This window comes from Acetobacter sp. A11-2 (assembly GCF_040208445.1).
GTDB lineage: Bacteria > Pseudomonadota > Alphaproteobacteria > Acetobacterales > Acetobacteraceae > Acetobacter > Acetobacter oryzoeni.
In genome coordinates this window covers 2,245,845-2,266,743 of sequence record NZ_CP157843.1, presented here as the reverse complement: position 1 = coordinate 2,266,743, position 20,899 = coordinate 2,245,845, and the positions used below count along the sequence as shown (strand labels likewise).

At 44.9% G+C, this 20,899-nt stretch carries 18 protein-coding genes, 1 tRNA gene and 2 pseudogenes; 15 read left to right on the top strand and 6 right to left on the bottom strand.

The features are described from left to right. Positions 1-50: 50 nt before the first annotated feature. Together ABNV41_RS11015 and ABNV41_RS11010 are read right to left on the bottom strand one after the other, a co-directional pair. Positions 51-713, bottom strand: coding sequence for a hypothetical protein (locus ABNV41_RS11015; protein WP_050818478.1), 663 nt, complete (start codon positions 711-713; stop codon positions 51-53). Between the two features lie 54 nt (positions 714-767). Next, positions 768-1,262, bottom strand: coding sequence for a protein-export chaperone SecB (locus ABNV41_RS11010; protein WP_050818477.1), 495 nt, complete (start codon positions 1,260-1,262; stop codon positions 768-770). Positions 1,263-1,287: 25 nt separating this feature from the next. Between ABNV41_RS11010 and ABNV41_RS11005 the strand changes: the two genes are divergently transcribed. From ABNV41_RS11005 to ABNV41_RS10980, 6 genes are all read left to right on the top strand, one after another. Next, positions 1,288-1,455: a hypothetical protein gene (locus tag ABNV41_RS11005; RefSeq protein WP_155467907.1), complete on the top strand. Its 168-nt coding sequence runs from the start codon at positions 1,288-1,290 to the stop codon at positions 1,453-1,455. A 63-nt stretch (positions 1,456-1,518) separates the two neighbouring features. Further along, entirely contained in the window at positions 1,519-1,866 is a 348-nt protein-coding gene (locus ABNV41_RS11000; RefSeq protein WP_050818476.1) for a lipopolysaccharide assembly protein LapA domain-containing protein, read from the top strand. Beyond that, positions 1,859-2,572, top strand: a complete 714-nt coding sequence (gene pyrF, locus ABNV41_RS10995) for an orotidine-5'-phosphate decarboxylase (protein ID WP_349934684.1) — start codon at positions 1,859-1,861, stop codon at positions 2,570-2,572. The genes ABNV41_RS11000 and pyrF overlap by 8 nt, the downstream gene beginning before the upstream one ends. A gap of 25 nt (positions 2,573-2,597) precedes the next feature. After that, the gene (locus ABNV41_RS10990; RefSeq protein ID WP_050818474.1) at positions 2,598-3,239 is read left to right on the top strand and encodes a phosphoribosylanthranilate isomerase; all 642 of its coding nucleotides are present in this window, start codon (positions 2,598-2,600) and stop codon (positions 3,237-3,239) included. 71 nt (positions 3,240-3,310) lie between these two features. After that, positions 3,311-3,401: transfer RNA gene (locus ABNV41_RS10985), tRNA-Ser, on the top strand. A 248-nt stretch (positions 3,402-3,649) separates the two neighbouring features. After that, positions 3,650-4,294 (top strand): TetR/AcrR family transcriptional regulator, encoded by a 645-nt coding sequence (locus ABNV41_RS10980; protein ID WP_050818473.1) that lies wholly within the window; start codon positions 3,650-3,652, stop codon positions 4,292-4,294. Here the strand turns inward: ABNV41_RS10980 and ABNV41_RS10975 are convergent. Then, entirely contained in the window at positions 4,254-5,711 is a 1,458-nt protein-coding gene (locus ABNV41_RS10975; protein ID WP_050818472.1) for an NCS1 family nucleobase:cation symporter-1, read from the bottom strand. The two genes, ABNV41_RS10980 and ABNV41_RS10975, sit on opposite strands and share 41 nt — an antisense overlap. Positions 5,712-5,840: 129 nt before the next feature. Here ABNV41_RS10975 and hydA point away from each other — a divergent pair, with 129 nt between their 5' ends. Further along, the gene (gene hydA, locus ABNV41_RS10970) at positions 5,841-7,241 is read left to right on the top strand and encodes a dihydropyrimidinase (protein ID WP_349934683.1); all 1,401 of its coding nucleotides are present in this window, start codon (positions 5,841-5,843) and stop codon (positions 7,239-7,241) included. Here the strand turns inward: hydA and ABNV41_RS10965 are convergent. Then, complete coding sequence (locus tag ABNV41_RS10965; protein WP_349934682.1) at positions 7,238-8,248, bottom strand: 2OG-Fe(II) oxygenase; 1,011 nt, start codon at positions 8,246-8,248, stop codon at positions 7,238-7,240. The genes hydA and ABNV41_RS10965 overlap by 4 nt on opposite strands. A gap of 220 nt (positions 8,249-8,468) precedes the next feature. On the opposite strand from ABNV41_RS10965, the gene ABNV41_RS10960 reads away from it, so the two are divergent. Both ABNV41_RS10960 and ABNV41_RS10955 read left to right on the top strand, forming a co-directional pair. Continuing rightward, positions 8,469-10,886, top strand: coding sequence for a TonB-dependent receptor (locus ABNV41_RS10960; protein ID WP_349934681.1), 2,418 nt, complete (start codon positions 8,469-8,471; stop codon positions 10,884-10,886). A gap of 113 nt (positions 10,887-10,999) precedes the next feature. Then, a pseudogene (locus tag ABNV41_RS10955) lies at positions 11,000-11,443 on the top strand (dihydropyrimidine dehydrogenase); the annotation flags it as partial. Here ABNV41_RS10955 and ABNV41_RS10950 read toward each other — a convergent pair. Continuing rightward, complete coding sequence (locus ABNV41_RS10950) at positions 11,408-12,433, bottom strand: IS481 family transposase (RefSeq protein ID WP_349935108.1); 1,026 nt, start codon at positions 12,431-12,433, stop codon at positions 11,408-11,410. The pseudogene ABNV41_RS10955 and the gene ABNV41_RS10950 overlap by 36 nt on opposite strands. A gap of 93 nt (positions 12,434-12,526) precedes the next feature. On the opposite strand from ABNV41_RS10950, the pseudogene ABNV41_RS10945 reads away from it, so the two are divergent. From ABNV41_RS10945 to ABNV41_RS10935, 3 genes and pseudogenes are all read left to right on the top strand, one after another. Continuing rightward, positions 12,527-13,432 (top strand): annotated as a pseudogene (locus ABNV41_RS10945) (FAD-dependent oxidoreductase); the annotation flags it as partial. 15 nt (positions 13,433-13,447) lie between these two features. After that, the gene (gene preA / locus ABNV41_RS10940; RefSeq protein WP_087651768.1) at positions 13,448-14,716 is read left to right on the top strand and encodes an NAD-dependent dihydropyrimidine dehydrogenase subunit PreA; all 1,269 of its coding nucleotides are present in this window, start codon (positions 13,448-13,450) and stop codon (positions 14,714-14,716) included. A 30-nt stretch (positions 14,717-14,746) separates the two neighbouring features. Beyond that, a complete protein-coding gene (locus ABNV41_RS10935) occupies positions 14,747-16,009 on the top strand; it encodes a Zn-dependent hydrolase (protein WP_050818467.1) in 1,263 nt (420 codons plus the stop codon). 54 nt (positions 16,010-16,063) lie between these two features. Here the strand turns inward: ABNV41_RS10935 and ABNV41_RS10930 are convergent, their stop codons facing one another. Continuing rightward, entirely contained in the window at positions 16,064-17,473 is a 1,410-nt protein-coding gene (locus ABNV41_RS10930; RefSeq protein WP_050818466.1) for a PLP-dependent aminotransferase family protein, read from the bottom strand. A gap of 133 nt (positions 17,474-17,606) precedes the next feature. Here ABNV41_RS10930 and ABNV41_RS10925 point away from each other — a divergent pair, with 133 nt between their 5' ends. The 3 genes from ABNV41_RS10925 (at position 17,607) to ABNV41_RS10915 (ending at position 20,838) form a co-directional block, all read left to right on the top strand. Continuing rightward, complete coding sequence (locus ABNV41_RS10925) at positions 17,607-18,959, top strand: aspartate aminotransferase family protein (RefSeq protein WP_050818465.1); 1,353 nt, start codon at positions 17,607-17,609, stop codon at positions 18,957-18,959. Positions 18,960-18,996: 37 nt separating this feature from the next. Next, positions 18,997-19,386: a tautomerase family protein gene (locus tag ABNV41_RS10920; protein ID WP_128105897.1), complete on the top strand. Its 390-nt coding sequence runs from the start codon at positions 18,997-18,999 to the stop codon at positions 19,384-19,386. A 697-nt stretch (positions 19,387-20,083) separates the two neighbouring features. Next, positions 20,084-20,838, top strand: a protein-coding gene (locus tag ABNV41_RS10915; RefSeq protein ID WP_087651418.1) for an IS5 family transposase whose coding sequence is annotated in 2 segments (ribosomal slippage) — positions 20,084-20,423 and positions 20,423-20,838 — 756 coding nt in all. Because the reading frame shifts where the segments join, the coding sequence is not laid out codon by codon here. Positions 20,839-20,899 lie beyond the last annotated feature (61 nt).

The window sequence follows — 20,899 nt, the reverse complement described above, 5'->3', positions numbered from 1 at the left end:
CTTCTTCCTTCAGTGCAGGAAAATATGAGTATGCAGGCAGGTAGCAACGCTCAGAAATGGTCTGGCGTAAAGGCGCTAAGAAACTGATACAGCACGTTAGGTGCAAAACCGTATTCTACAGCCATAACGGCATCCGGGCAAAGGGCGCGATACCATGTAGGATTAAAGTGATTAGACAGTGAAATGGAATTGGGAAGACTATGTGCTGAATGAAGTAGGTTCATAAACGGGGACAGCCCCTGCAGGTTTGGATCAGCAGGTCTATTTTGCAGATAGATGTTTGGATCAAAAAATAGATGGCCGGAACGCTTTTCTTGATCGCCAGATCGTAGGAAATGATCATACCCATTTACAAAACCGCCTGATTGCAGGTTTTGTTCCGAGATATCAGGATAGCGCTGGCGATAATAACGTTCTGAAAAGAGGTAATGTGGGGAAAAGCTTTTGTAGCCCTCGTTGCAGTAATGCTCAAAGCCAGAAGTATAGGTGCCGCTTGTAATGGCTTCTGCTGCTTGGGAACAATTAACCCGGTACCATTCTTCGTTGAAATATCTGTTTGGCGAATGGCCGGAGGGAGCGCCTTCGGTTTTATACCAGTGTTCAAGTTCCTGATCAGAAAAAGACAGCAAAGCATCCATAATTGCGCCGTATTCTGCGCGGTACCAATTTGCATCAAAAGAGTACCATAAAGCTTTGGATGCTTTAGCAGCCATAGTTTGTTATCTTTCTTTTGCAGGTATAAAAATCAACAGGCCGGAATGTTGCTTTCAGCCTACAGCGCGGCGGTTGCGCCATAATGCGGCAAAATCAATCTGCTGCATGATAACAGGCAGAAAGCCTGCTTCACGGCATAGAGTGGCCAGCATATTGCGTGCAGCAGGGTAGAGAAGGTGCGGGGCTTCAATAAGCAGCAGGGTTTCAAAAGTTTCGGCTGTTGCATGTTGCAACGTAAAGATACCTGCATACACCAGATTAACATCAAACAAGGGCGTAATTTCTTCTCCTTCCCGTTGTGCAGGAAGATGCCCTTGGCAGCGCAAGATAAGTTCAACTTCAAAATTTGGCTGGTTTTCGCCCATTTGATGGGCACGCACATCTACAGAAACACCCAGATGTGGGCGGTCTGTTACGCGTGTGTAAACTGCAGGTGCGCCGAGAACCTGAAATTCAACAGATTTAACGTATTGGATTCCCATCTGAATAGACGGTGCACGAGGTGTTTGAGAGGCGCCGCCAAGTGAATCTGCAGTCTCGGTATTCATGATGGATGTCTGATCCTCAGGAGTAATGTCGCAAACAGAAATGGCTCATTATTCAGGAAAAATGAGCAAAACAATACAATCCACATCAGCCCTAGCAGATTCAGGCAGTTGCGGCGAGAGGAAACACAATAAAGTTCTTTATCTATTGCAGCTTGGTGATCCTGTAAAAATGTGTGAAATATTTTATCATTAAGCTTGCAGTTGATGATATTCAGTCGCTTGTTCTTTATGTGTGATACGGCTACGACTTGCTATCATGATCAGGCTGATAATTGTTGTCCCATTCCTGCTGGCGCTTGTCGTGTTCAGTGCCAGTAATCAGGATCCGCTCGATATGTGGCTGCTGACATATAGCTGGAAATCTTCCGCTGGTGTGTTGGCGCTGTTGGTCGCTGCTGTTGCTTTTCTGCTAGGCGCGTTCTGTTTGTGGACGGCTGAATTCAAGCAGCGTCGGCGTGCGCGCAAGGCAGAACAGCATGTAAAGGAATTGGAAGCACAGCTTGCGCAAGTGCAGGTTGTATCCAGCCCGCCGGTGGCCCCTGCGCCTGTAGCTGTGGCAACTCCGTCTGTTTCTCCTTCTTCGGGGGTAGAACCACATGTCTGATACGGCAAGACAAACAGGTTTGATTGTGGCGCTGGATACACAGGATCCGGCACAGGCCAAGGCATGGGCTCACGCAGTGCAAGGTGCTGCGGGCGTTATTAAGCTTGGTATGGAATTTGCTTATGCGGCCGGTTTTCAGGCTGTAGCAGATGTGGCCGGGCAGAGGCCTTTATTTCTGGATCTCAAGCTGCATGATATCCCCAATACAGTTGGGGCAGCTGTAAAGGCACTTTCTCATTTGCGCCCTCGTATGCTGACACTCCATGCAGTTGGCGGCGTAGACATGATGAAAGCTGCGCGTAAGGCATGTGATGAAGCTTTTCCAGAGGGAGAGCGGCCATTACTGCTGGCTGTAACTGTGCTGACCAGCATGGATGATCAGGCTTTGGCAGAAGTGGGTGTGCCAGATGATACGCGCACGCAGGTTTTGCGTTTGGCACATCTGGCCATGGAATCCCGGATGGACGGATTAATCTGCTCAGCGCATGAACTGAAGGCCATTCGAGCTGCTCTGGGAGATAAACCCGTTTTGGTAACGCCCGGCATTCGGCCCGCAGGTGCCGAGAAAGGGGACCAAAAACGTGTTATGACACCAGCAGAAGCGCGTGCCGCTGGAGCAGATTGGATTGTGGTGGGAAGGCCCATAACACAGGCAGCAGATCCGGCCGCGGCTGCCGCCGCCATTGCTGCAGAGCTAGCAGCATAAATCTGCTGTATAGATGGGGTAGGTTATGGACGGCGTTCAGACAGGTGTAAAAATCTGTGGCCTAACGGAAGAAGTCGGGCTTGATGCTTGCGTGGAATATGGCGCCGATTGGATCGGTTTTGTTTTTTTTGAGCGCTCACCCCGTTATATAAGTGCTTTGCAAGCAAAGGCTTTGGCTTCTCGGATTACGGGTAACATCAGGAAGGTTGGGCTGTTTGTGCGTCCTGATGATACTGTTTTGGAGCGTGTGCTGGATCAGGTGGATCTGGATATCTTGCAGCTTTATACAACGCCTGAACGTGCCGTGCAGATACAAGCCAAGTTTGGGCGGCCTGTCTGGTTATCCATACCAGTGGCATCACAGGCCGATTTGCCACGACTATGCACGGTGGAGCGCCTTTTAATTGAGCCTAAGCCTCCTGTGCATGCAACACGCCCAGGCGGCAATGCACAGCAGTTGAACTGGGATCTGCTGCACGGGTGGCAGCCTGGTTATTCGTGGATGTTGGCAGGGGGCTTGAACCCGGAAAATGTAAGCCAAGCTGTTGCAATAACTGGCGCTCCGGCGGTGGATGTATCATCAGGAGTTGAGAGCGCTCCGGGTATTAAGAGCCCCGATGCAATTGCCCGTTTTATCCACAATGCGCGTAATCCGGCCATTGGTTGAGATAAAAACATTATTTTTTCCGCTTTAGGTCTTGCCTGTTTCGAAAATTTTGCTATTACCTCTCTCGCGTCGGAGAGATGGCCGAGTGGCTTAAGGCGCACGCTTGGAAAGCGTGTGTACGTTAATAGCGTACCGAGGGTTCGAATCCCTCTCTCTCCGCCATAGTGTTTTTCCTTAAAAATATTGAACTTTATGAATCTGTCATCAGAGATTCTGTGACGTTGTTCTGCACGGGACGTAAATACGGGACCTTAGGGCTTTCTGTTGCCTCAACGTTATAAGGTTGGGAATCGTCTGAGCAAAAATAGCAGTGTCTAGAAAGAGGGGTAGCAGAGTTCTCTAAATAAGGACTGTTCGCTCTCAGTTTAATTTAGTAAGCGCGTATAGAATTCCAATTAGAGATTTTTGTAATTATGCGCAAAAATGACAATGCCGAGCAAACTGTTGGCAATCCTCGTAAGCAGAATACGAGTCAAATCTTGGATGCCGCAGAAAAAGTGTTTGCCGTGCACGGTTTAAACGGCACGCGTATAGATGACATAGCCAAAGCATGTGCGTTGCCAAAGGCAAATATTCTTTATTATTTCAACACAAAAGAAATACTTTACCAAGCTACGCTAGGACGGTTTTTAGACGATTGGCTGGGAGATGCCAATGTGCATCTTTCCGCCGATATGAACCCGCGAGAAGGTTTGCAAAGCTACATTCAGGCTAAAATGTTATTTTCCCGCCAGAGGCCAGAGGCCTCTCGCCTGTTTATGCATGAGCTTTTAGCTGGTGGTGAACAAATTCAGTTTTTTCTACAGGAAATACTGAAGCCACATGTAGAGCACTTAGCGATTATATTTGCAGCATGGTACGAGAAGGGACTTATCAAAAAGATAGATCCCTTCCATTTTATGTTCATGCTTTGGGCGATGACGCAATCTTATGCGGATATGCAGATACAATTTGCCGCAGTTTTAGGAAAAAAACGCCTGACGAAGCATGATTTTGAAGCAGGCGCAGAAACAATCATGCAGTTGGTTGCCTCAATTTGTATTGACGCGGAATAAGGGGGCTAAGTAGTGTTTGTGCAAGCATGCCAATAACAAAACCAAAAAGGCATGAAAAATTTCGCACACTCTCCAAGCTGGGCAAGAAAATAAAAAGAACGCCGCATCCTGTACTGATAAACAGTGAGAGCAAGGCAATAGGATTAAATCCAGATTTATACCAATAAACATTTCTTTTGTCTGATGAATACAGAGCTTCGGTGACAATGTTTTGTTTCTTGATAAGATAATAATCTGCCAGAATGATACCGATAAGAGGCGTAATAAATGTGCCCAAAACATCAAGAGTCAGATGGATCAGTTCTGGACGTGCATATAAATTCCATGGCGTGAATAAGATGGCACCTATGGCAGCAATAAGCCCCCCCTTGCGCCAAGAAAGAAGGTGAGGTGCCATATTAGAAAAATCAAAGGCAGCAGATACAAAATTGGCTGAAATATTAATGCCAATGGTCGCAATAACAATAGTTATCACGCCAATAATAGCTGTTCCTAAACTCGTAGTTTTGACGACCGTTTCTACAGGGTCAAAAATCATATGCCCGAACACAGGCAGTGTCAGTGTTATGGTAACAAGAGTAAGAAGTGAGAAGGCAAAAAAGTTAAACGGTAATCCCCAAAAGTTCCCTCTATTTATAGATTGCATACTCGTGCCATAGCGTGAAAAATCCCCAAAATTTAAAATAATAGGCGCAAAAAAGGCAAGTATTAAGGCCATTGCATTTATAATGCCCAGAGTATGCGCAATAAGGCTAATAGATTGATGTGGTGCAAAAAATTGGAAAGAAAGATGCCACCCTGTTTTAGAAAACAACCAAATATCTAGTAAAGCCATCAGGCCATAAATAACGGGGCCAGCCCAGTCTATAAAATGGCGTATAGCATCCATACCATTCCAAAAGACAAGGGTTTGTAAGGCCCAGACAATTAGAAAGGCCAACCATCCCACGTAGGATAATCCAAGAAAACCATGGTGTGTGGCATTGGCCCAAGGTTCTACAACAGGCCAGATTTTTAGAATGAGAATGACCAAAGCATTTGATGCCAACCACGTTTGAATGCCATACCACCCAACGGCTATAATTCCGCGTATGAGTGCGGGAATAATGGCACCGTACACGCCAAAGGTCATGCGCGCGACAACAGGGAAAGGGGCCCCTGTTTTAAAACTGGGTACAGCCATCAGATTGCATGTTAATTGAACGAGCAGAATGGCAAAAAGCAGAGCTGCAAAAACATCGTATAGCGGGAGGCCTAAAGTAAATAAGCTTCCAACCGTGATGTACCCGGCAACACTATGAATGTCTGACATCCATAAAAACAGATAATCTTTCCATTGCCATGTGCGTGTCACAGAGGGCGCTAAATCCTCGTTTGTTAGGCGATTATCATGTGATGCATGATGCGTTCCACCCATAATGTTTCCCTACATTACGATTCGAATCCGAAAATATATTATTGACCAATTAGTCAGAATAACAATACGATTTCGATATGAAATGTATTTTGTTTTTTAACGGTTAGGAAATAGAAAGGCAGCCACGTCATGCTCCATGTTAAAGGCGGAACGCTTGTTACGGCGGATGGCAGTAAGCGGGCAGATATTCTGTGTGGTGCAGATGGCAAAATAGCTCATGTGGCAACAACTATAGAAACACCTACAGGGTGCGATGTTGTTGACGCAGCAGGGCTATTGGTTATGCCAGGGGGAATTGACCCGCATACCCATATGGAAATGCCTTTTATGGGTACAATTGCAAGTGATGATTTTTATACCGGAACAGCTGCGGGTTTAGCTGGTGGAACAACCAGTATTATTGATTTTGTTATTCCTGATTCTAAAACATCTTTGGTGGATGCTTGGCAAGCATGGCGGCAAAAAGCCCAAAAATCTGCGGCTGATTATGGATTCCATGTTGCGATTACGCATTGGAATGATCAAATTTACCACGATATGAAAACCCTTGTAGAAGAATGTGGGGTTAATTCATTCAAACATTTCATGGCGTATAAAAATGCATTGATGGTGGAAGATGAGGCCTTTCTACATTCAATGCGCCGTGCCGCAGAATTAGGTGCTATTTGCACTGTCCATGCTGAAAATGGAGATGCGGTGGCTTACCTGCAGCAAGATCTCTTGTCTGAAGGGCGCACAGGGCCGGAAGCGCATCCAGTATCACGCCCAGCCGCGGTAGAAGGGGAGGCAGCACATCGCGTCATTACTTTGGCGGGTTTGCTTGGGGTCCCTATTTATATAGTGCATGTTTCAACGCAGGAAGGCGTGCAAGCCATTTCAGAAGCACGATTGCGGGGGCAAGAGGTATACGGTGAAGTGCTGCCCCAGCATTTAGTATTTGATGAAAGTGTTTATGAGGGGGCTGATTGGTTGAAGGCGGCACAGTATGTCATGAGCCCACCATTTAGGCCCAAACATCATCAGGCAGCGTTGTGGGGCGGTATGATGTCTGGGCAGCTACAAACAACGGCTACAGATCATTGTTGTTTTTGTGCGCCACAAAAAGAAATGGGCAAAACAGATTTTACCCGGATCCCCAATGGCACGCCTGGAATTGAGGATCGGATGAGTGTTTTATGGCACTATGGTGTTAAAACAGGAAAACTGACGCCAGAACAGTTTGTGGCTTTAACATCTACAAATACAGCGCAAATTTTTAATATGTATCCACAAAAAGGAAGCTTAGCGATAGGGGCAGATGCGGATATCGTACTGTGGGATGCCGACGCAGAACGCACAATTTCTGCACAAACACATCATCAGAATGTTGACTATAATATTTACGAAGGAATGACGGTAACAGGTGTTGCAAAGAAAACAATAAGCAAAGGCCATCTTGTCTGGGATGAAGGGGATTTACGCGCAGTGCGTGGGGCAGGACAATATATTGCACGCCAGCCAAAACGCAGAAATGTGCGTAAACCGCTTTAACCAGATTGTAGACGTGCAGTATTTATAGATTCTTCGTTAAAAGCAAAAGGTAAACAGGCATAGCGTTTACCTTTTGTAACGGGCTGAACAGCATGTAAAAGCGCGCTTGAAAAAATAAGTGCTCCTCTAGCAGGTGGACAAAACCTTTGACTGGAAAATTCAGGGAAAGTGAGTTCTCCACCTTCAAAAGTATCATTCAGATTAATAGAAATAGCAAAAAGTCTATGTTTGGCACCTTCCACTGTATTGTCTCTATGTGGGGAAAAGTGCCCTTTATATGCAGCATCATAACAGCTGACAATCATACGATCCATGCCAGTGACAGTGCATTGAAAGGCTTTGCGAATTTCAGGAACAACGCGTCTGATAATGCGTGCTTGCAAACCTTTGATTAAATTTTGATTTTGTATTTTACAATCATAACGATGTTTAAAAAATGTATCTACTTTTTCTATAGTTGATCCATGTGCATTTTTTGTAAGCACACCTGAAGGTGTAGGGTTGTTATGATGGTAATAATGAATAAGGGCATGGCAAAATTCTTCCTCAAGAATGTCTGTTAACAAAAGTGCTGGAATAGGGACGTTTTGGTTTGGGATTGTATTTTTTAGAAAACGTTTGATGATGTCATACGCAATAGCATGTTGCGGGAGAACCTCTTTTATTCTTAACATTGGATCTGTTATAACGCATGTAATATCTTCAATATTAATGCCGAAAATATTGTGAACATTACAGTCTAAGTCGTAAATATAATAAAAATCATCACTCTTTAATTTTTCATCCTGCGGGGATGTTGTAACAATAAAAATTTCTATGGGAACGGATTTTTTTAATTTGAGTAAATCTTTTAGCGTATCGGTCATTTTGCTTGTAAGACATATTTGCACAGCAGGTACAAACACCAGAATATTGTATTTTCCTGCGGCCATATCAAAGCTGTAATGCCCCCAGTTTGTAGAGCATTTTTGGGTAAAAATAGGTGCAGGATCTCCAGGAAGAATCATAAGATAATCCTTATTAAATCTAATAACTTTTTAAAAACCTACCCCATATAGGGGGTGGGTTTCAATCATAATTCAGTTTCGTAATAAGTGTGATGCATGAAAGACACAAAAGGGCAAAACTTAACCAAGCATTCAGATTTATGTTGCGAATCCGAAACATTAAAACATAACGTCTCTGTGTCCCCGCGATTTATCCTCTTTATCAGAGCTGAGAAAAAACATGCCTCATCCTCGTTTTTCAGTTGTTCATTTTCTCTTGGCTGGAACTATCTGTAGTTCAATTGCACTGGAGAATGCTGCATTTGGTCAGTCCATGTCACATCCTGCAAAAACGGTAAGGGCACAAACTAAAAATACGAATAAAAAAATAGCATCATCTAAAAAACTTGGTGCGGTTGAATCCAAAAGCGGTCCTGAAGAAGTCCATGTGGGTGGGCATGCATTATCTGCCCAAGGTGTGACACGTCGTGCCCCAGGGGGAGGCCTGATGCGACTGGAGACCAGAGCAGGAACCATTCAGTCCGTTACGCGTGATGCTATTGCCAAACAATCACCATCAGCTAATCCTGTTCAGGTTTTGGCGTTAACTCCCAGTGCATTTGTTACCCTTACAGAACCCTACGGCATTGCGGGTGGCAACCTGATGTTACGTGGTTTGCCGGGTGATCACGTAGGTTGGATTTACAATGGAGCTCCTGTAAATGACGTGGGAGATGGCGGATTTTACGCAAACCAAACATCTGATGGTGATAATCTAAAATCCGTTTCTTTGATGCCTGGTTCGGTCGATATTGATACACCCAGTATTTCTGCTGCAGCGGGGAGTGCCTATGCAGAACTTATAGATCCTTCTCATAGAAGGGGAGGGTTTGTAGATTTTTCCTACGGCTCCTACAATATGCATCGCGAATTTATCCGTCTTGAAAGCGGTGATATAGGAAACAGTGGTGTAAGAGCATTCGCTTCTTTTTCTAACACAGAATCCGATAACTGGCGCGGTCCGGGAAAGTTCACGCGTAAGCATGTAGATTTCAAAATGATTAAGGAGTTTACGCCAGAAAGCCGCTGGACTATTAACGCCAGTTATAACACCAATGTTCTACAGCTTGATGAAAACCCCACAAAAGAACAGTTTGGTGAATTTGGGAAAAATTACGATTACGATTCCCATTATCATTTAAATAACAAAACAAATTACTATAAGTATGGGCTTGATGCTTTCCAGAACTTGATAGCTTCAGCACCCCTATCAGTTAAGCTGGCAGAAGGCTTGCGTTTTGATGATACACCATATCTTTGGTGGGGATCTGGCACTATTGGTGGGGTAAGCACCGTTGAGGATGGTAAAACGTATTCAGGAACGCAACCTGTTGATGTAGACGTTGCAAACGGTACAAATGTCTATACGCCACTATATTTCAGTTATCATCGCACGGGCAATAATGCCAAGATGACATGGACAAAAGGCATTAACACCTTAACGTTTGGCTGGTGGTATGAATGGTCTCGTACAAACCAATCTACTCCCGTATCCTACATCAATCAGGCAGATGGTGGGCCTGCGAATATCTACGGAGATTATGGACCGCATATTTATCGGACATCCGATGGAAACCGATGGTATCTGAATGACCATAATACGTTTACTCAGGTAAACATGTTGTATCTGGGTGATCGGGTGAAATTGCTACATGATAAGCTCGAATTGCAAGCGGGTATAAGGCTGGCTATGGTCAACCGTAAGGTAGACAGCTACGTGCCGAACATTCAGCAGCATCGTGGGCAGAATGTTTTTGAACCTCTTCCACAGTTTAGTGCCAGTTACAAATTTAATGATCATCATCAAATATATGTTCGTGGGGCAACAAACTTTAAAATGCCCAACAACAATACTATGTTTGAGCTGTATAATATTGATGGAAGCATGTCTACAGCACCATCAGGTAATGTAAAACCAGAATACGCCATTAATGAAGAAATAGGTTACCGCTACCATGATGATCTTCTGGTGGGAGAAATTTCTTTCTTCAACTATAATTTCACCAATAGGCAAATGGGCGTTCTGAGCTATTTTGGAAGTGCTCCGATGTCTACAACAATGAACGTAGGTAACCAGACATCCCGTGGTGTGGATATTCAAATCGGAACACGGCCTATTTTTGGACACTTCAGGCCGTATATGAGTTTTGAATATCTGGATGCAACAATGGATTCAAATATCCAATACCTTAATGATTATCTACATACAAAGGGCAAGCGTCCGGTAGGCACTCCGCATGAAATGGGCGCTTTAGGGGTTGATTGGGACAATGGGCATATTTTTGCCAACTTGAACCTTAAGTATATTGGTTCTCAGTATTCTACCTTGATGAATGATGAAAAACTGCATCCATATATTATGGATACAGTCACGCTTGGCTATAGATTTTCCAATAAATGGTATCTGCGCTCTCCCCAGATACAGTTGAATTTTCAAAACCTTGCGGGCTCACTCTATCGGAATGGGGTATATTCGATGTCTCCATTTGCGCATGCAACAACTGGCGTGTACGGCACGCAATTCGCATCAGGAACAGCACCAACCTATACCTTGTCACCTGGGTTTGCCGTTTCGTTTTCAGTATCAACGGGTTTCTAATATCCCCGCGGATATTTTGAATTAAAAACTGACTAAATGGTCAGAAAAATGTTGCGGAAACGAACTTAAATAACATACCATTCTGGTATCGGGGTTGAACGGGAAATCTTCTGATGCATGTCTTGGATCTAAAAAATAGTCGCTTAACAGAGGAGGAGCTCCAGAAAAACTTTTCGGATGCTCATCCTTCTCTTACGCATGAGCAGGCTTTGGTAGAGGCAGAACGTTGTTTTTACTGCTATGATGCACCTTGCACAGAGGCCTGCCCAACAAGCATTGATATTCCCAAATTTATACACGCTATTGCTACGGGTAATATGCAAGGTTCGGCACATACTATCTTGGAATCTAATATTCTGGGGGGATCATGTGCACGTGTTTGCCCGACTGAAATCCTATGCGAACAGAAGTGTGTTCATAATGTTCGGGAAGAAGGAAAGCCCATTCGTATTGGTGCCTTGCAGCGCCATGCCACAGATTGGCAAATGGAGCATGGTGGCCAGCCATTTACTCGTAAACCTTTAACTGGTCGTAAAATTGCAATTGTAGGGGCAGGTGTCAGGTTGTGAGACGTCATTGGCGTAATCAAGGATTTCGTCGACCTGTTTCATGATGTCACGACCAGCCGGTTTGATATAGTCTTGATTACGTGACGCGGGATGTTTTTCAAGCCATGAGATGATGCATTGGGCGGGAGCGATGCCGCCCAGAACACGCTGCGGGCGATGATTGTAGGCGAAACAGAAGCCTCTGAGCAGAATTTCCAGATCTTCATGGTTTGAGACACAGACCTGCAGTACTTCTGTAGCGACACGGCCATTGAAGCGTTCCACCATTCCATTGGTCTGAGGGGAGTAAGCCTTGGTCCGGCGTCGGTCGATTCCCATGTCATGACAGGCTTTTTCGAAGGCGTCCGCTGTAAAGCAGGAGCCACGATCGGTCAGGATATGGGTGATCCGGAAAGGAAAGGCCGATTTGACGGCATTGAGGAAATCAACGGAATTATCCGCATTTTCCGCGTCATAAACAGCCAGGTGCACTGAACGGGAACAGCGATCGATGGCGACATACAGAAAACGTTTCCGCCGGTCCCCATCTGCTGTCTGTAATTTTGGCAGATGTTTCACATCGATATGGACATAACCGGGATCGTAATCGCGGAACTTTCCCTGTCCCCGAACTGGTCCGGCCTTTGGAACAGGAGGCAGCCTGTTCAATCCGGCGTCTTTCAGTATCCGCCAGATATTGTCCCGGTTCAGATGCGGCAGGAAATGCCGTAAGACAAAGGTCAGATCATCCAGACCAAAACCGGTAGAACGCCGAAGCTGACAGACAATGGCGCGCTCCTCCTCCGAGGCTTTCCAGGCCAGCCTCCAGGGACGGCTGCTGCGGTCCTGACAGGCGTCCGAACCACGCCTGCGCCACTTGCGGACTGTTTCATCGCTGATCCCGTAGCGTCTGGCGAGCACGGATGTCGGTTCTGACGAACGAGCTATCTCAGCCCGGACAGCCGGTGTCGTGCGTGCCTGTGGGTGGATCTGAAGCATCATTCGGTCTCCCTGCAAACGGAAGAAAACAACGAAGCATAACGCGGTATCGCCCACGCTACATCATCCCAATGACGTCTCACAACCTGACAGGCAGGGCCTGCTGGGCTTGCATGTGCGCATCGTCTGGCTATGCACGGGCATGATGTTGTGATTTTTGATAAGCATGACCACCCAGGTGGTCTGAACGAATATGGCGTGGCCGCCTATAAGCTTGCAGATGATTTTGCGCAGAAAGAAGTAAAATTCCTTTTTGATATCGGTGGAATCTCCTTTGTTGGGGGTAAAACGTTAGGAGTGGACTTCACTCTGGGAGATCTGCAGCGGGATTACGACGCAGTGTTTCTTTCTTTAGGTTTGGCGGGAGTACGCCAGCTAGAAATGGAAGGGGAAGCGCTTGAGGGTGTTCAGGATGCCGTTTCTTTCATTAAAATATTACGATCTAATAACAAAAAGGACATTCCAGTAGGCCGACGTGTTGTTGTGATTGGAGGAGGGAACACAGCAGTAGATGCGGCTGTTCAGGCGCGCCGGTTAGGCGCAGAGGAAGTTACGCTCGTTTATCGTCGTGGTGAAGAAAACATGTCTGCCACTGTTGTGGAACGAGAATGGGCCCAAACCAATGGTGTAACTGTAAGGTTGTGGTCTGCACCAACCCAGATAGTTCAGAAAGATGGTGTGTTGGCAGGTGTTGAATTTGCCAAAGGGCACAGCAATGCGGATGGAAAAGTCATATATAGCACAGAAGATACGTTTTTCATTCCTGCGGATATGCTGCTGAAAGCAGTCGGGCAAGTGTTTCATCATGATCCCGTTAGCGGTGAAGATATTGAAATCTGTAATGGACGTATCGTTGTGGATTCCTTTTATCGTACGAGCATGCAGGGTGTTTACGCAGGGGGGGATTGCACAGCGGGTGAAGACCTAACGGTGGCTGCTGTACGGGATGGCCGAGATGCAGCAGAAGCTATGAATATAGCCCTACAAAAAGACGCGTGAGCAGGAGAGACGTAAGTGGCTAATTTAAAAACATCTTTTGCTGGGATTAAGTCTCCCAATCCGTTCTGGTTGGCCTCTGCTCCTCCAACAGACAAGGAGTATAATGTTCGCCGTGCTTTTGAAGCTGGTTGGGGCGGGGTTGTATGGAAAACATTGGGGGAAGATCCTCCGGTAGTCAATGTCAGCTCGCGTTACGGATCACTTGATTATAATGGCGCGAGAATGATTGGCTTAAATAATATTGAGCTTATTTCTGATCGCCCATTGGCTGTAAATATTGCAGAAATTAAATCTGTTAAGAGAGATTATCCAGATCGTGCCGTTATTGTCAGCTTGATGGTGCCTTGTCAGGAGGAAAAATGGAAAGCCATTTTGCCTATTGTTGAAGAAACAGGCGCTGATGGCATTGAATTGAATTTTGGTTGCCCGCATGGAATGTCAGAACGCAATATGGGCGCGGCTGTAGGGCAAGTTCCAGAATATGTGGAAATGGTAACACGCTGGTGTAAACAAAATACACGTATGCCTGTTATTGTTAAACTTACGCCAAATATCACTAATATTCTTATGCCAGCTCGTGCGGCAAAACGCGGTGGAGCTGATGGTGTTTCTCTTATCAATACGATCCAGTCTGTTATTGGTGTAGATCTGGATGCCATGGCGCCTATGCCCGTTGTGGGTGGAAAAGGAACACATGGTGGATATTGTGGCCCAGCGGTTAAACCCATAGCTCTCCGCATGATTGGTGAGATTGCTCGAGATCCAGAAATGTCCGGTATGCCTATTTCTGGTATTGGAGGCATTGGAACATGGCGTGATGCCGCAGAATTTTTGGCAATGGGCTCAACAAGCCTTCAGGTTTGTACAGCCGCCATGCATTATGGTTTTCGTATTGTAGAGGACATGGTGGATGGATTATCTGCATGGATGGATCAAAAAGAATATGTCGATATTCCTGCTGTAAGCGGTCAGGCTATTCAAAAATTTGTTCCGTGGAACACGCTTAATCTTAAATTCAAAACCATTGCCAATATTGACCAGGATGCTTGCGTGCGTTGTGGCTTGTGCCATATCGCTTGTGAGGACACGTCACACCAGGCAATTTCTAAAACCCGAGTAGATGGTGAACGTCATTACGAGGTTATTGAGGAAGAATGTGTAGGGTGTAATCTTTGTGCACATGTGTGCCCAATTGGTGATTGTATTACCATGGAACCTCAACCTGAAGAAGGTGAACTGACATGGAACCAACATCCTAATAATCCGATGAAAATTCCAGCATAATTACAATATTCTATATTCAGGAGAAAATCTGTGTCCGATTTAGCAAAAAATAGCAACCTACACATTGATGGTGCGGCCCTTTGGGCAGATCTTATGGAAACAGCACAGTTTGGCGGAACAGAAAAAGGAGGGGTACGCCGTTTAACCCTGACAAAGGAAGACAAACTGGTGCGTGACTGGTTTATGCGCACGTGCCAGAGCTTGGGTTGTGAAGTTTCTTATGATTCCATGGGCAATCTTTTTGCGCGGCGTCCAGGGCAGGACAATAATCTGCCACCTATAACCATGGGGAGTCATCTAGATACACAACCTACAGGTGGAAAATTTGATGGTATTTTAGGTGTATTAGGTGGCTTAGCCGTTTTGCGGACACTGCATCAATCCGGATATGCCACACGTCATCCTATCGAGTTGATTAATTGGACAAATGAAGAAGGTTCTCGCTTTTCTCCACCCATGATGTGTTCTGGTGTTTTCGCAGGTATCTTTACAGAAGCAGAGGTGCTTGAAAAAAGAGATCGCGCAGGTATCCGTTTTGGCGATGAGCTGGATGCCATAGGCTATCGAGGGGAAGAGATATGCGGGCAGCATCCTATTTCTGCTTATTTTGAACTGCATATTGAGCAAGGACCTATTTTAGAAGCAGAAGATAAAACAATTGGTATTGTAACGGGTATTCAGGGCGCCCGTTGGTATGAAGTAACAGTGCGTGGTAAGGATGCTCATGCAGGTTCTACGCCAATGACATTAAGGCATGATGCCTTGGTGGCAACCGCAGGTATGATTGAGGCCGTGAGTAAAGTTGCAAAGGCACATGGTCCAAGTGCTGTGGGAACTGTAGGGTTGATTGAGAATAGGCCCAACAGTAGCAACGTGGTGCCGGGTGAAGTTTTTTTCACAGTGGATATTCGAGATCCAGACGATGCAGTTGTTCTGCGTATGGAGAAAGAACTTAAAACACTGATGGAAAAAATTGCATTAGATAATCAGGTTACTGTTGAGATCGTGCAGATATGGGATGCCCCAGCGGTGCACTTTGATCCAGCCTGCATTGGTATGGTTGAACAGACAACGCAGGAAAAAGGTTATAGTGCACGCCGTATCGTTTCTGGGCCTGGTCATGATGCTGGTTATTTGGCCCATGTTGCGCCAACAGCAATGATTTTTGTGCCCTGTAAAGATGGGCTCAGTCATAATGAAGAAGAAAGTATTCTGGAGGGGGATGCAGAAAAAGGCGCTAATGTTCTTCTTGGTGCAATTTTAAAAGCTGATACCGAACTGAACTTGAAGTAACGGAAAAGTAATTAGAAAAATAAATAAGGATGCAAGATCATAATTCTTGCATCCTTATTTATGTGACTGTGTGCGTGTAATATTTTCCAAAAATGAATATAATTTTTTATTATCCGAGAGTGTTACGTTAAAACGAAACCATTGTGATGGTTCTTGGTTGGGACGAAATAGATAACCAGGAGCTAAAAGAATATTATTTTCAGCGGCTATTTGTGTGATTGTTAAAGGAGAGATGTCATATGCAAATCGTGCCCAGATAAATAAACCTCCCATCGGTCTATTATAAACCTTAAGTCCAGAAGATTTGAGGGAATTTGAGACTGCCTTCTGGCTTTGAAAAAGTTGTTCACGTAAATCTGAGAGATGCGTAATATATAAACCACTTTTTAAAATATTATGTACAATCATTTCATTGATTTGTGGTGTTGTGAGACTGATTGACATTTTGTGAGAAAGAATTTTTCGGGTTATTTCAGGGGGAGCAATAATATAGCCAACCCGCAAACCTGGACCAATAGTTTTTGAAAAGCTTCCTATATGAATAACATTATTATTTTCTTGTGATAAGAAAGGTTGGCTAGTTGGTGTAAGATCAAGAAAAATATTATCTTCGATTAACGTTATACCAATTTTTTTTGAAATATCATTTATTTTACGAATATTGTCCGCAGATGTGCACGAACCAGTCGGATTATGTAAAACTGAAGTTGTAACCATAATGCGTGCTTTTGTCTGATATTGTATTTTTAGCAAGACATCTATATCTGGTCCTTCTTTGGTGTATGGAATACCAACAGCCCGTAAATTGAGGTTTTTGAGTAAAAGGTAAAGATTACAATAGCCGGGATCATCAACTAATACGATATCTCCGGGACGTGTGCATGCTCGTAAGGAGAGTTCAAGAGCTTGACTGGCTCCATGTGTAAGGGTGATGGCACTTTCTATTGTATGTACATTCCTGCGTTCTAAAAGGTGACGAATATCTGTTCGCAGTAATCGTAATCCAGCAGGATCTCCATACTCCATAAGAGAAGGAATGAAATTTGATTGTGTAATACATTTTAAAGATTTTTGAATAGATGATGTAAATATTTGCTGTTCGGAAAGCCAGCCACCACCTGCTTTAATATGCGGAGATGTATCTTCATAAGCATGCTGCAAAAGCCACTCAGGATTGAATGATGATTGTGTGTATGTAGATGTAACGGGTATTTTTGTTACGTAATATCCGCTGCGGTTTTTAGAATGAATATATCCTTTTTCAGATAGTTTATTGTACACATTGGCAGCTGTTACATGGCTGATAGAAAAAATATCAGCAAGTTTTCTAATGGAAGGAAGACGTTCTCCTGGAGCGATATGCCTGTGTTCAATTTCTTTTTGTATAAATTGAACAAGATGGTGTGTGAGCGTCTCTCTCTGATCTACTTTGAATTGGAACAAAGGGGGGCGAGAGAAGGGCATTTTATACCTGTACAGATTCCAGATTAAATGGTGCTTCTGTACATATCATAACACATGGTATTTTGTTACGGTTATTTACTGACTTCCGTGCAAGACAGAAGTTCAAACACATCATTATGATGGAACCCATGCTATGGTAGACATGAGCAGCAATTTTGATTCTGTAAATGAAGCGCGTAAGGGCACTTACTGGCAGCCTTTTACAAGCAATAGGCTATTGCGCGCCAACCCAGAACCTCGAATGCTTACAAAAGCCGAAGGTATTTATTATACGTCTATCAACGGTACGCGTTTGCTGGATACGCTTTCAGGCCTATGGTGTACTCCTTTGGGGCATGCTCACCCACGCATTGCAGAAGCTGTTAAAACGCAGGTGGAAACGCTGGACTTTGCACCGAGTTTTCAGATGACGCATTCTGGTGCCATAAGCCTTGCTGAACGCATTGCAGAGATGGCTCCCGAAGGAATGAACCATGTGTTTTTTGCAAATTCTGGTTCAGAGTCTGTAGATACGGCTTTGAAGGTTGCCTTAGGTTTCCACCGTATTAAGGGGGAAGGTAATCGCTTTCGTATGATAGGGCGTGAGCGCGGATATCATGGGGTTGGTTTTGGGGGGATGTCTGTTGGGGGCATTGTATCCAACCGTAAGATGTTTGCGCCATGTATGATGCCGGGGGTGGACCATCTTCGGCATCCGTACGAACCAGAATATGCAGCTTTTTCACATGGTCAGCCAACATGGGGAGCTGAACGGGCCGAGGATTTGCAGCGATTGGTTGCGTTGCACGATGCCTCTACAATTGCTGCAGTTATTGTGGAACCAGTGCAAGGGTCAACTGGAGTGCTGGTGCCTCCTGTAGGGTATTTGGAACGTTTGCGTGAGATTTGTACGCAAAATGGTATCCTTCTTATTTTTGATGAAGTGATTACAGGGTTCGGTCGTATGGGTGCTCCGTTTGCGGCCCAGAGATTTGGTGTAAAACCTGATATCATCACGTTTGCCAAAGCTGTTACAAACGGTGTGGTGCCGATGGGCGGGGTGATTGTTACGGATGAAATTTACAACACATTTATGACAGGTCCTGAAAGTGCCATAGAATTCTGTCATGGATATACGTATTCTGGGCATCCTTTGGCGGCAGCTGTGGGGCATGTTGTGCTCGATATTATGGAAAGTGAAGATATTTTTGCCCGTGTGCGTGAACTGGAGCCAGTTCTTGAAGAAGAAGTGCACAGTTTGAAAGATCTATCTTGTGTTTCTGATATCCGTAATATCGGTTTAACTGCTGCTGTGGATATCAAACCCATAGAAGGCAAAGCTGGCGCACGATGGTCTGCTATTTTTGAAGAAGGCCTACGTCAAGGGCTTTTGCTTCGTTGTACGGGAGATACGGTTTCTTTTGGCCCTCCTTTTGTTGCGTCAGAGCAGGAATTGCGGGGTATGATTGGCTCTTTCCGTAAAGTTCTTGAAACTGTTTGTGAGTAAACTGTTTTTGTTCAGTTGATTTTGTAAAGGAATTGTTATGCCTCTTCTTCACTTCCATCTTGTTAAAGGCCGTAATCCAGAAGAAATTCGCACATTATTAGATGCTGCGCATGGAGCCATGCTGGCGGCCTTTAAGGTGCCAGAGCGTGATCGATATCAGATTGTTTCTGAGCATGATTCTAACCATATGGTTATTGAAGATACTGGGTTGGATATCCCGCGTACGAACAAGTTCGTGTTACTTCAGGTTACATCGCGCCCACGTTCTAAGGAGCAGTTTGCGGAGTTTTATCGTTTGCTGGCAGAAGCGCTGCAGCAGAAATGCGGCATAGAGCCTTCAGATCTCATGGTTTCTGTTGTAGAAAATTCTGCAGAACATTGGAGTTTTGGTTATGGGCGCGCTCAGTTTTTAACTGGCGAACTGTAAATTTTATTATTTCCAACATAAATTTCATGACCATACAGTATTTATATGTATGGTCATGAAATACTTTTCTTAATATGCAATAATATTTCTAATTTATATAAATAATTATATGCGCATATCGTATATAATTTCCATTACATTCATAAAGTAAATTTGGAAAATGCACTCTTTAATATTTGATGTCATGAAATATGTAGATTAGCACGTTCATGTTGACGGATTTTTGAGGATGTATGCCTTAGATGAGGGTGTTTTCGCATACACGTATAAAAAATCAGCAAAATATACTATTTCATTAGGATATGAATGAGAGTGATGTTTTAAGGTTTTTATCAAAAGTCTGGTAGCGCGCATAAGCTTTATCCTAGCAATCATAAATATTTGCTCTGAAATTTACAAATATTGTGCGGATTTCTAAGTCTTCCCAGCTTGACAATATCTATGATTTTCGAGACAGAGCAGCCTGTTTTTCTTTTAGTCTTACTTTGCAGGTGAGGAGCTTTTTTTATCGCGGCAGAAAATAAGGTGTTCTGTGGTTCGCTTCAGAACCGGCACGGCAAAATTTCACAGTGTAAAAAGTTTTATTACACGGTTTGCTACGGCGTGTCGTCAGTTAAGCCCTGAGAGTGGCACGTGAGGGTTGTACTTTGTGTCTGCGTGTGCTGACTGTTTTCCCATTTTTTGGGGAGACAGACAGATGCGGCGCTATAGTTTACGCGATGACCAGTGGGAGCGGATAAAGGATCTTCTTCCTGGTCGAGAAGGCTATGTCGGCGGCACTGCGGTGAACAACCGTCTGTTCGTGGAGGCGGTGCTGTATCGCTATCGCGCGGGTATTCCATGGCGCGACCTTCCTGCCCGTTTCGGTGACTGGAAAAACGTGCACCGGCGTCTGCGCCGCTGGTGTGAAAGCGGCGTCATCGAACGGATATTTCGTTATCTGGCCGCTGATTACGACAACGAATACATGATGATCGACAGCACAATTGTCCGAGCGCATCAGCATAGTGCCGGAGCTCTCAAAAAAGGGGCACGGATCAGGCCATCGGACGATCACGAGGCGGGCTAACTACAAAGATCCATGCCATCTGCGACGCTCTGGGCAATCCAGTGGAACTCGGCATCACACCGGGACAGGATGCCGATATCACCCAGGCAGAACCACTTCTGGAAAACATCGAACCGGATGCTTTCCTTGCTGACAAGGCGTATGACGCGGACAGGTTGATCGATCGGCTGATACAGCGCGGGATTACCCCGGTCATCCCGCCAAAACGCAACAGAACGACACGACGGAAAACCGATTTTTCTCTCTATCGCGAACGGAACCTTGTTGAGAGGTTCTTCAATAAACTCAAGCAGTTTCGCGCTATCGCAACCCGCTACGATAAACTGAAATCGACCTTCCTCGCAGCCGTGCAGTTCGCCTCAATCATCATCCTGCTTAACTGACGACACGCCGTAGAGCAAATTTTTTCTGATTGTCAGTCATTAACCTCGTATCGGCCTATGT